Below are 15,417 nucleotides of genomic sequence, written 5' to 3'. Positions count from 1 at the left end.
TAGACAACTCCTGATGTAGTGTTACTCGCCATGTCAAAGCGCACTGTCTCCGTGTGGACCTTGGTCTCACTCATTATCGGATCCACCATCGGGTCCGGCATTTTCGCGCTGCCCCAAAACATCGGATCTGTGGCCAGCCCGGGCGCCATGCTCACCGGCTGGGCCATCGCGGGCGTGGGAATGCTCTCCGTCGCCTTCGTCTTCCAAATCCTGGCGGTGAGGAAACCGCATCTTGATTCCGGCGTCTACTCCTACGTCCGGGCGGGGCTGGGCGACTTCATCGGGTTTACCTCCGGCATGGGCTACTGGCTCGGCTCGGTGATGGCCCAGGTGGGGTACGCCACACTGTTCTTCAACACCCTCGGCTACTACTTCCCGGCCTTTTCCAACCGCTGGGTGCTAGCCATTGCTGTGTCCGCGATGAGCTGGCTGATCTTCTTCGGCCTGACGCGGGGCCTGAGGCAGGCGGCGGTGATGAACGCGGTCACGACCGTGGCAAAACTGCTGCCCATCCTCGCGTTCATTGTGTTGGTGGCGTTCCTCGGCTTCTCCTGGGACCGCTTCACCATGGATTTCTGGGGTTCGCACATCCCCTTCACGGACCAGCTCAAGGGCATCATGCTCTACACCGTCTGGGTGTTCATCGGCATCGAGGGCGCCTCGGTGTACTCGAAGCAGGCGCGAGTGCGTAGCGACGTGGGCAAGGCCACGATCATCGGCTTCCTTTCTGTTTTGGGCCTGCTGGTGGCGGTGTCCACCCTGTCCTACGGCGTGCTCAGTCAGGAGGAGCTGGCGGCGCTGCCGGACAACTCCATGGGCGCGGTGCTGGAGCAGGTTGTGGGTCCGTGGGGCGGCGTGCTGATCTCCGTCGGCCTGTGCTTGTCTGTTTTGGGTGCGTACGTCTCGTGGCAGATGCTGTGCGCCGAGCCGATCGTGCTGATGGCGCAGGACGGGCTGCTGCCGCACTCCATGGGCAGCCACAACGAAAACGGTTCCCCAGTGCGCGCGCAGCTTCTATCGACGCTGGCGATCCAGTTCTTCGTGGTGGTGTTCTTCCTCTCCTCCGCGTCCTACAACGCCATGGTGCAGCTGGCCACCATCATGTACCTGCTGCCCTACATCTTCTCCTCCATCTACCTGGTGCTGCTGGCAATCAGGGGCAAGGGCCTGACCCACCCGCACGCCGGCACGCGTTTCGACGACTCCGGGCCCAAAGTTTCCCGCCGCGACAACCGAAAGCACCTCTTCGTGGGCCTGATCGCCTCCGTGTACTCGCTGTGGCTGATCTACGCCGCGGACCCGGTGTACGTGCTGCTCGGCGCCCTTGCCGTGGTGCCGGGCCTGGTGCCCTACATCTGGACGCGCCGCAAGCACGGCGACAAGCTCTTCAACGCCTTCGAGTGGGTCGTGGTGACGGTGGTGCTGGTCGCGGCGGTGATTGCCATCTTTGGGTTGCTCAACGGGTCTCTAACTTTGGAGTAACTCCCAGCCCAACTTCGCACATAGCGTGACGACGAGCCCAAGGAGCGCCACGCGCACCAGCGTCGACCCACCCTTGAGCACCGTCCGCGCACCCAACTGCGCACCTACGACGTTGGCGACTGCGAGCGCGAGCGCGAGCTTCCAGTTGATGAAGCCGCCGAGCCCGAACACGAACAGCGCGCCTAAGTTCGTGGTGGTGTTGACCACCTTCGCCATCGCCGCCGAACGCACGAACCCCTGGGTGAACACTGCGGTGAACGCCATGATGAGGAACATGCCGGTGCCGGGGCCGAACACGCCGTCGTAGCCGCCGATCAGGGCAACAACAAGCGCGGCGAGCGCGAGGCGATTGCCGGAAAACACCCCGGCGCCTTCCTGCCCAAACTTCGGGTTCAGCGCCACGAAGATGCCAACTCCGACGAGCAGGATGAGGATGATGGGGGTGGCCACGGAGTCGTCGATAAGCGAGACCGCCCTGGCGCCGAGCGCTGCCGCGACCCCCGCGATGAACGCGTAGACCCACGTGATGCGCGGCACCCCGACGCGGCGCACGAGGGTGGCGGCGGCGGACGCGGTGCCCGAAATCGCCGCGACCTTGTTCGTCGCCAGCACGGACGCCGCCGGCATCGACGTGGCCGACATCAGCACCGGGATGAGCACGAGCCCGCCGCCGCCGATCACCGCGTCGATCCAGCCGGCGAACGCGGACGCGGCGAGGAGGAAAACGATCACGGGACTACTATGCCCCACATGAACCGTTGGCTTGTCGCTGCACCTCTCTCGGTGGCGCTCGGGCTGTTGTTTTCTTTTCTGGGGGTTCCGGCGGCGTGGATCCTGGCCGGGATTCTGGGGGCCGGGTCGGTGGCGCTGGTGACGGAGGAAGACCTGCCCGTCAACGAGCACCTGTTCACCTTCGCCCGCGGCACCGTCGGCGTGTTTGCGGCGTTACCGCTGGTGGGGATGAACCCACTGCCCTACCTGCTGCCGGGTGTGGTGGCGGGCGCGGTGGTGATCGGCATGGGGTTTGTCGGCGGCTTGGTTTTGGCCAACCACGGCGTTTCACGGGAAACGGGCGTGCTGTCGCTGTTGCCCGGCGGGGCGTCGCTGATGCCGGCGATCGCGCGCGACGTGGGCGCGGACATCCGCTACGTCAGCCTCAGCCAGTACCTGCGGCTGCTCATCGTGTCGTTGACGTTGCCGCTGGTGGCGTCGCAGTTTACTTCAGTGACCCGCACTGAGTTGGAGCCCTACTGGTGGATGTGGCTGCTGGTCCCGGCGCTGATCGTCGCCGGGGTGTTCGCGGGCAAGCTGTTGAAGTTCCCCAACCCGTCGGTCTTTGGCCCGATGGCGCTGACGGTGCTGGTGGGCGCGCTGGTGGACGTGACCATCGTGCCGCCGCCGCTGCTGTCCACCGTGGGCTTTTTGGCCATCGGGTGGATGTGCGGCGGCGGGCTGAATGTGCCCGCGCTGCGACGGTTCTCCCGCCTGCTGCCCGCCACGCTGGCCTACATCGCCGGGCTGATGCTCGCGTGCGCCGGCATGGGGTGGCTCATGGCCAAATGGCTGGGCTTGAGCTTCTACGAGGGCTACCTGGCCACCAGCCCCGGCGCGCTGGAGACCGTGCTGGTGCTGGCTACCAGCCCGGCCGTGGTGGCGCTGCAGGTGATCCGGCTGATCATGGTGATCCTGTTCGCCGGGTGGCTGCCCAGAATCCTCAAGCGCCTCTAGTGGTGCAGCACCTCGTTGGTGAGCATGTCCATAGGCATGGAGCCGAGCTTGAGCGCCTTGACGTGGAACTCGTGCTCGCTCATTCCCTGGGCGAGCGCCTGGCGGCGCAGGTCGACCCAGTCCTTGTAGCCCAGGGCGTACGACGGCGCCTGGCCCGGCCAGCCCATGTAGCGGTCCAGCTCGAAGGCGAGGTTCGCCTCTGGCATGGCGGTGTTGTCGCGCAGGAAGGCCTTGGCGTATTGGGCGTCCCAGGTGCCGGTGCCCTCCGGGGTGGTCTTGCCCAGGTGGACGCCGATGTCCACCATCACGCGGGCGAGGCGGAGACGTCGTGAGTCGAGCAGGCCCATACGGTAGCCGGGATCTTCGAAGAAGCCGTGGTCCTCCATGAGGTGCTCGGCGTAGAGCGCCCAGCCCTCGCCGTGGGCGGAGTTCCAGCACACGGATCGGCGCCACAGGTTCAGCTCGCTGCGGTTGAGCAGGGCGTAGCCGTGCTGCAGGTGGTGGCCGGGGATGCCCTCGTGGAAGACGGTGGACAGCTCCTGCCAGGTGTGGAACGTCTCCTGGCCCTCCGGCACGGACCACCACATGGTGCCGGGGCGGATCATGTCGTCGCTGGGCGGGGTGTAGAAGATGCCGCCGGAGCCGGCGCGGTCGATGTCGCACTCCACTTTGTGCAGGCCGTCCGGCACGTGGAACGCGTCGGCGGCCTTGTCGTTGATGCCGGACATCCACTCGATCAGCGCGTCGGTGCCGTGGAGGATGTAGCGCTCGTCCTGGTTCAGGTTGCGGTAGGCGCCCGCCACGGAGACGTCGCCGTAGAGCTCGTGCGCGATGGCGCGCTGCTCCTCGACGGTCGTGGCCAGTTCCTCCTGCGCCCACTCGTAGCTGGCGTCCAAGTCCACCTCGCGGCCGTGGAAGAACTCCGCGAACAGCTGGTAGCGCTCGCGGCCCACGCCGTCGTTGTGGGAGGCCTGCGGCGACAGCTCGGTGGACAGCCAGTCCGCCATCTGCAAAAACGCCTCCTTGGCGTGCCCCACCACGTGCGAATCGGGCGACAGCCCCAGGTGGTCCAGCTGGGATTCGGTGTCGCCCAACAGCTCGCACTGGTTGATCACCGCGTCGATCTGGCGGTGGGAAGCAACATCGCCTGTCGACGCCGCCTCGCTCAGCGACTCCCGGTAGCCCGCCAACGCACTCGGGATGCGGGACATGCGCGAGGCGATGTTGTCGAAGTCCTCTTCGGTCACCTTCGGCATCAGGGCGAAGGAGTCGCGGATGGTCTGCACCGGCGAATCGATGTTGTTCAGCCGGCACAGAAGCTCGCCGCGGTGGTGGAACTCCAGCTCCGCGCTCATGCGGTCGCGCAGGATCGCGGCGGTGAGGTTGTCCACGTCGTCGAAGTCGTCCTCGTCGTCGGAGGCGTCCGTGGAGTCGTTGAGCGCGTCCACGTCAGCGACCAGGTCGCGCATCCTGTCCGCCAGGCGCCCCCAGTAGTCCGGGGAAAAGTCCTGCAGCTCCCCGTCGTGGCCGTCAATGCCGATTTGGGTGGCCAGGGTGGGGCTGATCTCCGCGAGGTCGTAGACGAAATCCTCACAGGTAGCGTCCAAAAGGGACGGCTCGCGCCAGCGTTCGTTGGTCATGCCGAACGATTGTATCCGACCTGGCCAAATGGACAATTCTATCAAGGGCCAGGTAAATATATTCATATGATCTTCTCGCGTCCACGCACACCGGCAGCCAAGTGTCTGCACCTGATACGGCTGCAAGAAACGACGTCGAGAAGCGATCTTGTGAAGGCAACCGGGCTGTCCCAACCCACCGTCACCCGCGCCATTTCCGCGCTGGTGGACGCCGGCTACGTCACAGAGCGCAACGACCTGACGCAGTCCAAGGGGCGCGGGCGGCCCACCATCCCGCTAGAACTGGCGGACATGCCCGGCGTGCACGCGGGCGTCGCGGTGGGCACCGAATCCACCTACGTGGCGCTGTTCGACCTGAAGGGCCGTACGCTACTGTGCCGCGACATGGACATCACCGTGAAAAAGGTCAGCGAGGACGACTTCATCCAGTCCATGATGGCGGAGCTGAACCAGATGACCACCAAGCTGGAGCGCCCCATCCGCACCGTGGGTGTGACCACCTCCGGCACGGTGCGCGAGGGCGGCAAAGTCTTCGCGCCGAACCTGGGGTGGGACGGCGTGGACATCGGCGACCAGCTGCGCGAGCAGTTCTCTGTGCCGGTGGAGGTCTCCTCCATCTCCAGCGCGATCGTGGGCTCGGAGATGCAGTCCGCCGCCTCGCTGAACAACCCGTCGGTGATGGCGCTGTTTGCCGACGACTCCATCGCCTGCGCCATCTCCCACCCGGACGGGGTGGAGCCGATCGAGGTGGAGCAGGGCGAGCTGACCACCCAGGGCCTGATCAACGCCATCGGCGTGGAGAATATCCGCACGCTCAAGGACGCGGTGACCGATTCGCGTGAGGACACCCGCTACGCGCTGGACCGCCGCGCCCGCGGCTTGGGTGCGTTGGTGGCGGGGCTGTGCAGTAACTACTCCCCAGCCACGGTGGTGGTGGCGGGCAGCGCGTTCATCGACGATCCGCTGGCCTCCGCCCCGTTCGCCCGCACCGTGCGCTCGGAGGCGAACTGCAGCCCGGAGCTGCGCCTGATCCCCACCCACCGCGAGGTGGTGCGCGACATCGCCCGCGCCGTGGCCCTGGACCACGTGCTGCGCGAGCCTCTCCAGGTGGCGGGGTCGTAGATGAAGCGCGCCGCTTGGGCTTGTGTGCTGCTCCTGGCCGGTTGCGCCGCCCAGGAGGAGGCCGAGCCGTTGCACACCGAGGTGACCACCCAGCCCGCGCCCGACCCCTTCGAGGGTCTGGACGAGGCGGTGGCCGCCATCGAGGAGGAAACGGGCACTGAGGTGGGCGTCGCGCTTTTCGACGGCTCCGAGATGACGCAATCCGGCTCCCTCTACGCGCTGCCGGCCTGGTCCACCATCAAGATCCCCATCGCCCGCGCGGCGGTGGAGCACTGCGACTACGGCGCGGACTACGTCGAGGAGCTGACCGAAGCCTCCATCGAGTGGTCCGACAACGACTCCGCCCGCGCCCTGTGGGACTGCATGGGCAGCGACGAAAAGGCCGGGGAAATGGTCCGCGAGGAGATTGCCAAGTCCGGCTCCCAGGTGAAGGTGGAAGGAGCCTTCGGCACCACGAGCTGGTCCTTCCCCGGGCAGGCGCGCTACGCCTACTACTTAAGCCAGCAGGACGAGGACGACCCGGTGATCATGGAGATGCACCACATCGCCGAAGACCAGTCCTACGGGCTAGGCACGCTGGAGACCGTGCCGTTCAAGGGCGGCTGGTCCGACGACGAAACCGACGGCTCATGGCACACCCGCCAGTTCGGCTGGTTCGACGGCTACGGGGTGGCCATCGGCGCCCGCAGCGAGGATGGCAGCTACGACGACACCATGGACGCCTTAGACAAGGTGGCGGAGCTGCTGGATCTGCGGCTCGACGAACTTGTACAGGGTCTGCAGCACTGACAGCACCGTCAGCACGGTGGCGATGATGCTGAGGATCTCCTTGGGTGAGGAGGACGAGCCGGCACCGCCGAAGATGAGCTTCTTCGGGGTGGTGCTGGGCTTTTCGCGCCCGTTCGCTGGGCGGTGCAGCACGGTGTTCTGCTCGCCCTCGATGCCCTCGTTGCCGGCGCCGACGCCGCAGGTGGAGGTCACGCTGGCCTCGCCCTCAGCGGTGACCACGCTGGCGAAGCCGTAGGAGCGCATCCGCGGGTCCAGCAGGTTGTGCAGGTGGCCGTTGCCGTTACTGAAGTGGCCGTTCGCGCGGATGAGGGCGTTGACCTCGCCGTAGCCCCAGTCCTGCATCGCCTTGTCCATGCTGGCGACGGAGTGCAGGTTCTCCCCCGGCGCGGCCTTGCCCTTGTAGGTGGCGGTGTCGTTGTCGCCGCAGTTGCTGTAGCAGGTGGAGTTGTACGGGCGCTCGTGGCGGAAGAACTTCGCAGCCTCGGCGCCGCGCTGCAGGGCGATGCGGGACAGGCCCGCGTCGTACTTGGCCGCGTTGACGTAGGCGTCGCGGGTAGTCAGGCCGTGCTTGGCGGCGGCCTGGCGCAAGGTGGTGCCGTTGAACGGCACGTTGCGGTCCCACATGTCCCCGCGCAGCTTGCGCAGCTCGCGCATCGCGATTTGTTGGTCGGAGGTGAGGTTGAACTTCGCCTCCACGGCGATGACCTGGTCGGCGGGCTGGTTCAGCTCTACCCCGGTGACGGGTGCCGGGTCAGCGGCGGCGAACGGGGCGAGGGTCAGAGCTGTGGCGGCCGCGGTCGTCGCGGCGAGTAAACGGGTACGCATAACCTGAGCGTAGCGTGTACCAGAGCATAAAGCCGACTGGGACCAGGGTGAACAGCAGCTCCGGGACGTGGAACAAACCGAACGAGATGTTCACCGACGCGAACGGCACCAGAAACAGCGCGAGCACGATCGCGCCCCAGCGGTTGTAGACGTATGCCAGCATCGGCAGGACCCACACCCAGTGGTGGTACCAGGAAAACGGGCTGACCAGGCAGGCCGTCATGCCGATGAAGGAGGCGGCGAGTGGGGCGGGAGCTCGTCGAGAAGCTAAAAGCGCAAGGGCGGTGACCAGGGCGCAGAGGATAAGCCAGAGCCACAGCTCGTCGTGGCCGGCGCGGGCGAGGACCTGGCGAATGGACTGCGCGCCCGGGTTGTCATCGGCGCCGATGCGGGTGGTGGTGAAAATGGCGTCGTTCCAGAAGCTTTTCGCGTCTGTGACCTCGGAAAATCCGGTGGCGACGGTGCACAGGAACGTGAACGCGGCGATGAACACCGCGCCCCAGCGGCGCTGCTGGATGAGCAGGAGGACGAAGAACGCCGGCGTGAGCTTGATGCCCGCGGCGAGCCCGATGCCGATCCCGGGGAGTTTGTGGCGCGGCAGGAAATCCAGGCACACCAGCCCCATGAGTAGCAGGTTGATCTGGCCGAAAAACAGCGTGCCCTGCACCGGCGAAAGCCACAGCACGAACACGGCGGTGAGCAGGAGGGCATGTTTGCTTGTGGACGCCCGCACCACGAGCAGGACCACCAGCACGGAGGCCAGTTTCCACACCACCCCGAGGGTTTCACTTTCCGTCAGCCACGAAAACACCACGCCGGCGAACGGCGGGTAGGTAAACGGCAGGCCGGGAAGCAGGTCGGCGTCGTAGAGCGGCTGGTGTGTGGCGACCTTCTCGCCGCCCAGGAGGTAGACCTTGAGGTCGCTGGGGAAGGCGGTGGTGAACGCGTTGGGCAGCCCGGTGTCGATGTAGCGCCAGATTGCAAACGCCAGCAGGAGAAGAAGGCCGATCACAGGTCGAGCCCGTCCAGGATCTCGTCGAGCGCATCGGCGACTTGTGCGCGCCAGAGCGTGTCCACTTTGGCGTCGGCGCGGCCCGGCCCGCCGTTGATCACGGCGGTGGGTTTGCCCTGCTTGCGCGCGTCGAGGATGAACTTGTAGCCGCTCATCACCGCCAGCGAGGTGCCGATCGCGATCACGCTCTCCGATTCCTTCAGCCAGGCATCTGCAGTTTGTCTGCGTTTTTTCGGCACCCCCTCGCCGAAGTACACCACATGCGGTTTGAGCCGGTGGCCGCCGCATGTTGGGCAGGCGATCATGCGGAAACGGGCGACGTCGTGGGGTTTGAGCTCCACGTCGCCGTCCGGGTTCAACATTGAGCCCTGCACTTCCACGGAGTCGAAGTAGGTGGGGTTGGCGGCGGTGAGGAGCGCGTCGATACGCGACCGCTCATGCAGCGTTTTGCAGTCGAGGCAGACGACGTGCTCCATGTCGCCGTGCAGCGCGATGACGTTGTCGGAGCCGGCTTGGGTGTGCAGCCCGTCGACGTTTTGCGTGATGATGCCGCGGATCAGGCCCGCCCGTTCCAGCTCGACGAGCGCGAAATGCGCGCGGTTGGGCTGCGCCTGGCGCATGTAGCGCATGCCCACGAACGCGCGGGCCCAGTAGCGGTGCACCTGTCTCGGCGAGTGCGCGAACTCCTGGAACGTCATCGGGCGGCCCTTGGTCAGGCGGCCGTTTTTGCTGCGGTAATCCGGAATCCCCGAATCGGTGGAGATGCCCGCGCCGGTGATGATGAGCGTTTTCGGGTTTCCTAGTTGCTCGAGGATTCTCTCTTTTGCGTCTGGCGTGGGAGGGGTGGTTTCGGTGACGACCCGCTCGATGGAGCGCACGGCGGAGCGGTGCGCCATGGCGATTGCGGGGTCGTCGAAGTGGGGTTCCATCGTCTGGGAAGTGTATCCCCTAGCGCCACAACAGACCGTGTTGTCTATATATACGGTTTGCGTTTTCAGGCCGAAGGAGTAGTTTATCCACGTCTTTACTACACAAGTGAACAATTCTGTCTAGAAGGAGCCGCTCATGCCTAAGTGGGCAACAAGCTTCGGCGCGCAGGTCATCTACGGCCTGATCATCGGCCTCATCCTCGGGTTTATCGCCGTGGACGTTCAACCCCTGGCCGACACCCTGGACTGGGTGGGATCCACCTACGTCAAACTGCTCAAACTGCTGATCCCGCCGCTGGTGTTCACCGCGGTGGTCACCTCGATTGCCAACCTGCGCCAGGTCACCAACGCCGCGCGCCTGGCCGTGCAGACCCTAGTGTGGTTCGCCATCACCGCGTTCTTCTCCGTGGTCATCGGCATCCTCGTCGGCCTGGTGATCAAACCCGGCGCGAACACCTCGGTGGATGCGGCGACGGCGGCGGAGCCTTCGTCGACAGGCTCGTGGATGGGCTTTTTGAACTCCGTGGTGCCCGCAAACATCCTCGGCCTGGGCGCGAAGGTGAGCGAGTCCGGCGCGTCCGTCAACTTCAACGTCCTGCAGATCCTGGTGATCTCCATGCTGCTCGGCATCGCCGCGGTGCGCGTGGGCAAGGCCGCCGAGCCGTTCATCGAGTTCTCCGGCTCCCTGCTCAAGGTGGTCCAGGAGGTGCTGTGGTGGATCATCCGCCTCGCCCCGATCGGCACCGCCGCGCTGATCGGCAACGCGGTGGCGTCGTATGGCTGGGACGCGCTCGGCTCACTGGGCAAGTTCGTGCTGGCCATCTACATCGGCCTCGCGCTGGTCATCTTCGCGCTCTACCCCATCATCCTGGCCGCGCACCGCATCCCGGTGCTGGAGTTCTTCCGCCGCGTGTGGCCGGTGACCACGCTGGGCTTCGCCACGCGTTCCTCTATGGGCGTGATGCCGGTGACCCAGCGCACCACCGAGGAGGCCATGGGCGTGCCCAGCGAGTACGCGTCCTTCGCCATCCCGCTCGGCGCCACCACCAAGATGGACGGCTGCGCCTCCATCTACCCCGCCATCGCAGCCCTGTTCGTGGCGCAGTTCTACGGCATCAACCTGTCCATCTCGGACTACGTGCTCATCGTGATCGTGTCCGTGCTGGGCTCCGCGGCCACCGCCGGCACCACCGGCGCGACCGTCATGCTCACCCTGACCCTGTCCACCCTGGGCCTGCCGCTCGCCGGCGTGGGCCTGCTGCTCGCGGTGGACCCGATCGTGGACATGGGCCGCACCGCCGTCAACGTCACCGGCCAGTCCGTGGTGGCCACGGTGGTGGCCAAGCGCGAGAAGATCCTCGACGAGTCCCGCTGGTAGGGGGTTGACACACCCCCGCCGGTTTGCGAGTATTGCGCTCATGGGGGATTGGAAAACGGATATTCGCAGCCAGTTGGTGGACGTTCGGGGGGCGGACTCTTCGCAACGCTTAGCGCTCCTAAACAAGGAGCTCATTCGCCTATCGACGACCCACGCCCTGAGCCGCACCACATACACAGAGCTACAACGAAACCAACAGCACTGGGCACGGGCCTACTGCGTAGGGTTGTCCGTGCGGCAGGCGGTGATCACCGGACGCGCGTCGGCGTACTTGAACGACATGTGGGTGGCCAATACGCCGCTAGATCGGGTCGCACTGGTCGCCCGGCACGTCCCGCCGCGCTCACAGTGGCCGGATGGGGTGCAGTACGTCAAGGGGCGGCTCGCGGAGCGCGACCTGGTGCGGGGGACGGCGATGTCCACGACTTCCCCGCTACGCACATTCTTCGACGTTGCACGTTTCGACGGCTTCGCCCACGCCCTAGTTGTCGCCGACTGGCTGGTCAAACACGGCGGGTGCACCCCGGACCGGTTGCGAACTCTGGTGGAAATCCAACCGACATTCCCCGGGAAGGTTGCTGCCCGCTTCGCCGCACAGCACGTGTCGACCCGTCCGGATTCCGCGCCCGAGTCGTACGCGCGCGGGCTACTCCTCGCTGCTGGCATTACCAACGTGCAGGTCAACGTGTGGGTGCTGGGCGGGAAGTACCGGGTGGACCTGCTTATCAACGGGTGGCTGGTCATCGAGATCGACGGCTGGATCAAATACGACGGTGAAACGTACGGCAAGACCGACGAGCAGCTCATGAAGGAGAAGCAGCGCCAAAACGAGATCGAAAACGACCAGTTCAAGGTACTCCGCTTCTCACCCCGCTACCTCGAAGAGCACCCGGACAAGTTCATTGCCACCGTGCGGAAGTGGCTGGCGAAGGGATTCTAGCGGGTCGATATGCCCATGTCGATACCTCTATGTCGATAGTTCCTGGTCACAGCGTTGGATACAATTTCTCAGTCACGTGTACCAGAAGTCGCTGACCTGCAATTATCGACATAGGCCTATCGACTTCGAGGTATCGACCCGGAAACCCGCAGGTCAGCACACTCGCGACGAACCTATCGCCGACTACCTAAACGGCACCTCGCCGATCGCGCGGCGCAGCTTGCGGGTGCGCAGCCTCTCCGGGTGCCGCGCGAGCTTCTCCACGGCCCTCACGGCGCACATGACGTGGGCCTCCTTCGAGTTGGAGTAGAACGCCTGGGCGCCGGCAGGCAGCTTCGGCACGGCGTGCAGCGGCAGGTCCGACACCGCCAGCAGGGTGCCGTAGGGGACGCGGTAGCGGTACCCGTTCGCGGCGATGGTGCACGATTCCATGTCAACGGCCGCCGCCGTGGAGCCGCGCAGCCATTCCCACAGGTCGCGCGGGTCCTTCCACTCCCAGTTCCGGTCGCCGGTGGACAGCACGGTGCCGGTGCGCATCAGCGACGCGTCCGAGCCGTAGACCTTCGACACCGCCTTTTCCAGGGTGCGCTGGATCTCGGGCACGGCGGGGATGGGCAGTTCTCGGCGCAGGTAGTCATCCAAAACGTGGTCGTGGCGCTCGTACGCGTTGCCCAAAATCAGGTCACCGATGCGCATGCGGGCGTCCAGGCCGGCACAGTGGCCGATCATGATCCACGCCTCCGGCCTTAAAACCGCCAGCGAGTCCGTGATGGTCTTCGCGTTGGACGGCCCGACGCCGATGTTGATCATGGTGATGCCGTCGCCGTTTTCGGTGACCAGGTCGTAGCGCGGCATCTGGAACTTCGACTCCAGCTCCAAGTCCTCCAGCGCGACCGTGTCGGAGACGGTCTCCCCCGAAGGCAGCACCAGGCGGGTGTACCGGGAGGATGGGTCCGACAGCTCGCGCAGCCCGAACTTCACAAACTCGGTCACGTGCATGGCGTAGTTCGTGAACAGGATGAAGCGCTGCAGCGAGTCGGCCTCGATGCCGGTGTAGTGCTCCAAGCGTGCCAGCGCCAGGTCGAAGCGTTGCGGCCCGAAGTGGAACAACGGTTTTTCTTCTCCGTTGAAGGCGTCCCAGTGGCCGTCGACAATCGCGTCGTGCACCTCGTCGAGGGTGGGGCGGGGCAGGTTCGCGGTTTCGTCGATAGGCGGCATGCCCTTGATGTAGGCGGGCGGGATCACCACATCCGAGTACCCGACCTCGACCTCGCACGGGTAGTTCGAGGTCAGCGCCTCAAGCTGGGCGGTGAGGTAGCCCTCCATGAGGTCCGGGCGCGAGATGACGGCGGAGTAGGTGCCGGCCTCGTCGACGTAGCCGAAGGGCTCGGAGCGGTCGATGGGGCGCCACTGCCGCACCTCCACGGTGAGCTTGGGGTACCGGACCTCCGCGTACCGGTCGAACTCCCCCGAGCGCGCGATTTCGCACGACTGCTCGTAGAGGGCTTTGAGCTTTGCGACGACCTCCGGTACCTCACACATGCAGCCAGGCTACTCACGAATGAGCACACGGCGCACGGCTTCGGTGCGGCGGCCGATCTCCTCTGCGGTGCAGCCTTCGCGGACGCACTGCTCAATCAGGCGCTGCATGCCGGCGACGTAGACGCGGGACATATCCTCGATAAGCTCGGCGTCCGCGTCTCCCCACTCCTTCGAGCGCGGCAGTAGCTGCTCGCGCATCGTGTCCCGCATGACTCGCTGCACCTCGTTGTCGAGGACGGTGTGCACCGGGGAATCGATCAGGCGCACGGCGGCCTCGTACTTTCCGTCGACGACGCTGGCCAGCTCAACGACGGACGCCTCGAAGTTCTTGTCGATCTCGAACCGCTCGGCGAAGCGCTCGTAGGCGTCCAGCACCCAGTCCGCGGCAGCAGCGAGGATGAGCGCGTCGCGGTCCGCGAAGTGCTGGTAGAACACCTGGCGGCTCACCCCAGCCTCTTTCACGATTTGGGACACATTGAGGTCGGCCACTTCGTAGTCGTTGAGGAGGCGGAGCACTGCGTCGACAAGTGCCTTGCGGGTACGAAGGGCGCGCGGGTCCGTGCTGTCGGACCGGCGGCCGGGCAGGTCGTGGTTCATCCTGGACTCTCCAAAAACTTTGGACGTTAGGCTTTTGTGATATGAGCCTAACCGATGACACCCTCGCACTGCTGCAAAGCCTCATCCGGAATGGATGCGTCAACTATTTTTCGGCAGATTCTGGACAGGAGGTAACAAACGCTGACACGTTGGAGGCCTTCTTCGCAGGTACGGACGTATTAGTTGAGCGTTATGAGCCACACCCTGGACGCATGTCCATCAGCTTCACCGTGGAGGGCACCGACCCCTCCGCCGAGCCGCTGACGCTCCTCGGCCACACCGACGTCGTGCCCGTGGACGAGGACAAGTGGACCACCGCCCCATTCGGGGGCGAGCTTATCGACGGGCGCGTGTTCGGCCGCGGCGCCACCGACATGCTCTACATCACCGCGGCGATGGCGGCGTGCGTGCGCGACGTGGCCCGCGGGGAGCGGCCGCGCGGCACCCTAACCTTCGTGGGCTGCGCCGACGAAGAGGCCCGCGGAGGGCTCGGCGCGAAGTGGCTTGCCGAGCACGGGAAGTTCTCCTGGAAAAACTGCCTGTCCGAGGAAGGCGGCTCCCACATCCCTGCCGCCGATGGCTCCGACGCGCTGGCGGTCGTCGTCGGCGAAAAGGGCGCTGGCCAGCGGCGGTTGACCGTCCACGGCGACGCCGGGCACGGCTCCGCGCCGTACGGGCGCGACCTGGCCGTGGCGAAGATCGCGGAGGTGGCGCGCAGGGTGGCCGCGATTGAACCCGAGGTGCGCGCCGACGAGATCTGGGAAGGCTATGTCCGCGCCTGGAAGTTCGACCCCGCCACCGAGGCGGCGCTGTTGCGCGGCGAAGGCTACGAGGCTTTCGGCCAGCTGGAGAGCTACTCCCACGCCATGAGCCACCTGACCATCTCCCCGACCGTGCTGCGCGCCGGAAACGGCATCAACGTCCTGCCGTCCGAGGCGTGGCTGGAGCTGGACATCCGCCCCCTGCCAGGCCAGACGCAGGAGGAGATCGACTCGTTGTTGCGTTCTGCGTTGGGCGAGCTCGCCGACGAGGTGGAGATCACACACCTCATCACTGAGGACGGCACGGTCTCCCCCACTTCCGGCCCGCTTTACGACACCATCTGCCAAACCTTCAACGAATTCTTCCCCGGCGCCCCCGTCGTGCCCACCATTGCGGCCGGCGGGTCGGACCTGCGCTTTGCGCGCCGTAAGGGAGGTGTCGGCTACGGGTTCGCCCTGCACGCGCGCGAGGAGACGCTCGGCTCGGTGCTGGGCCAGCTGCACAGCCACGACGAATCCGTCGCCATGGAGGACGTGGACCTGACCGTGCGGGCGTACCGCTCTCTGATCCGCCGCTTCGTCGGGGCTTAGGCGCTCCCCTTCCGCAGACCCTGGGATCCAAAGCCTGGGATCGGCCGGCGCGATCCCAGGCTTTGGATCCCAGGGTCTGTC

The 15,417-nt window shown here is 65.7% G+C and carries 14 protein-coding genes; 7 read left to right on the top strand and 7 right to left on the bottom strand.

The features are described from left to right. The first annotated feature begins 30 nt into the window (after positions 1-30). Complete coding sequence (locus tag O5O53_RS03050; RefSeq protein WP_269508922.1) at positions 31-1,482, top strand: amino acid permease; 1,452 nt, start codon at positions 31-33, stop codon at positions 1,480-1,482. On the opposite strand, the gene O5O53_RS03045 is transcribed toward O5O53_RS03050, so the two are convergent. Beyond that, positions 1,468-2,214: a TSUP family transporter gene (locus O5O53_RS03045; protein WP_269508920.1), complete on the bottom strand. Its 747-nt coding sequence runs from the start codon at positions 2,212-2,214 to the stop codon at positions 1,468-1,470. The two genes, O5O53_RS03050 and O5O53_RS03045, sit on opposite strands and share 15 nt — an antisense overlap. Before the next feature lie 18 nt (positions 2,215-2,232). On the opposite strand from O5O53_RS03045, the gene O5O53_RS03040 reads away from it, so the two are divergent. After that, positions 2,233-3,210: an AbrB family transcriptional regulator gene (locus tag O5O53_RS03040; protein ID WP_269508918.1), complete on the top strand. Its 978-nt coding sequence runs from the start codon at positions 2,233-2,235 to the stop codon at positions 3,208-3,210. Here the strand turns inward: O5O53_RS03040 and O5O53_RS03035 are convergent. Beyond that, positions 3,207-4,850, bottom strand: a complete 1,644-nt coding sequence (locus O5O53_RS03035; RefSeq protein ID WP_181889480.1) for a DUF885 domain-containing protein — start codon at positions 4,848-4,850, stop codon at positions 3,207-3,209. The two genes, O5O53_RS03040 and O5O53_RS03035, sit on opposite strands and share 4 nt — an antisense overlap. Positions 4,851-4,916: 66 nt before the next feature. Between O5O53_RS03035 and O5O53_RS03030 the strand changes: the two genes are divergently transcribed. Both O5O53_RS03030 and O5O53_RS03025 read left to right on the top strand, forming a co-directional pair. Further along, a complete protein-coding gene (locus tag O5O53_RS03030) occupies positions 4,917-5,972 on the top strand; it encodes an ROK family protein (protein ID WP_181889479.1) in 1,056 nt (351 codons plus the stop codon). Then, positions 5,973-6,761, top strand: a complete 789-nt coding sequence (locus O5O53_RS03025; protein WP_269508916.1) for a serine hydrolase — start codon at positions 5,973-5,975, stop codon at positions 6,759-6,761. On the opposite strand, the gene O5O53_RS03020 is transcribed toward O5O53_RS03025, so the two are convergent. The 3 genes from O5O53_RS03020 to O5O53_RS03010 are packed head-to-tail and all read right to left on the bottom strand — an operon-like array spanning position 6,696 to position 9,527. Then, the gene (locus O5O53_RS03020; protein WP_269508914.1) at positions 6,696-7,586 is read right to left on the bottom strand and encodes a CAP domain-containing protein; all 891 of its coding nucleotides are present in this window, start codon (positions 7,584-7,586) and stop codon (positions 6,696-6,698) included. The two genes, O5O53_RS03025 and O5O53_RS03020, sit on opposite strands and share 66 nt — an antisense overlap. Continuing rightward, on the bottom strand, positions 7,513-8,598 hold the full coding sequence (locus O5O53_RS03015; RefSeq protein ID WP_269508912.1) for a glycosyltransferase 87 family protein: 1,086 nt from the start codon (positions 8,596-8,598) through the stop codon (positions 7,513-7,515). The genes O5O53_RS03020 and O5O53_RS03015 overlap by 74 nt, the downstream gene beginning before the upstream one ends. Then, positions 8,595-9,527 carry a Sir2 family NAD-dependent protein deacetylase gene (locus tag O5O53_RS03010; RefSeq protein ID WP_269508910.1) on the bottom strand — a complete coding sequence of 311 codons (933 nt, stop codon included), beginning with the start codon at positions 9,525-9,527 and terminating at the stop codon, positions 8,595-8,597. The genes O5O53_RS03015 and O5O53_RS03010 overlap by 4 nt, the downstream gene beginning before the upstream one ends. A 136-nt stretch (positions 9,528-9,663) precedes the next feature. On the opposite strand from O5O53_RS03010, the gene O5O53_RS03005 reads away from it, so the two are divergent. Together O5O53_RS03005 and O5O53_RS03000 are read left to right on the top strand one after the other, a co-directional pair. Next, positions 9,664-10,905, top strand: coding sequence for a dicarboxylate/amino acid:cation symporter (locus O5O53_RS03005; protein WP_269508908.1), 1,242 nt, complete (start codon positions 9,664-9,666; stop codon positions 10,903-10,905). 232 nt (positions 10,906-11,137) lie between these two features. Then, positions 11,138-11,845 (top strand): putative endonuclease domain-containing protein, encoded by a 708-nt coding sequence (locus tag O5O53_RS03000; protein WP_269508906.1) that lies wholly within the window; start codon positions 11,138-11,140, stop codon positions 11,843-11,845. A gap of 183 nt (positions 11,846-12,028) precedes the next feature. On the opposite strand, the gene amn is transcribed toward O5O53_RS03000, so the two are convergent. Together amn and O5O53_RS02990 are read right to left on the bottom strand one after the other, a co-directional pair. After that, on the bottom strand, positions 12,029-13,387 hold the full coding sequence (gene amn, locus O5O53_RS02995) for an AMP nucleosidase (protein ID WP_269508904.1): 1,359 nt from the start codon (positions 13,385-13,387) through the stop codon (positions 12,029-12,031). Positions 13,388-13,396: 9 nt separating this feature from the next. Next, positions 13,397-13,984 (bottom strand): TetR/AcrR family transcriptional regulator, encoded by a 588-nt coding sequence (locus tag O5O53_RS02990; RefSeq protein WP_269508902.1) that lies wholly within the window; start codon positions 13,982-13,984, stop codon positions 13,397-13,399. Positions 13,985-14,025: 41 nt separating this feature from the next. Here O5O53_RS02990 and O5O53_RS02985 point away from each other — a divergent pair, with 41 nt between their 5' ends. Beyond that, the gene (locus O5O53_RS02985) at positions 14,026-15,336 is read left to right on the top strand and encodes a M20/M25/M40 family metallo-hydrolase (protein ID WP_269508900.1); all 1,311 of its coding nucleotides are present in this window, start codon (positions 14,026-14,028) and stop codon (positions 15,334-15,336) included. Positions 15,337-15,417 lie beyond the last annotated feature (81 nt).

Origin of the sequence: Corynebacterium faecium (assembly GCF_027257105.1) — a bacterium.
In the GTDB taxonomy this organism is placed as follows: Bacteria; Actinomycetota; Actinomycetes; order Mycobacteriales; family Mycobacteriaceae; genus Corynebacterium; species Corynebacterium lehmanniae.
This window is presented reverse-complemented; position numbering and strand designations above follow the sequence as displayed.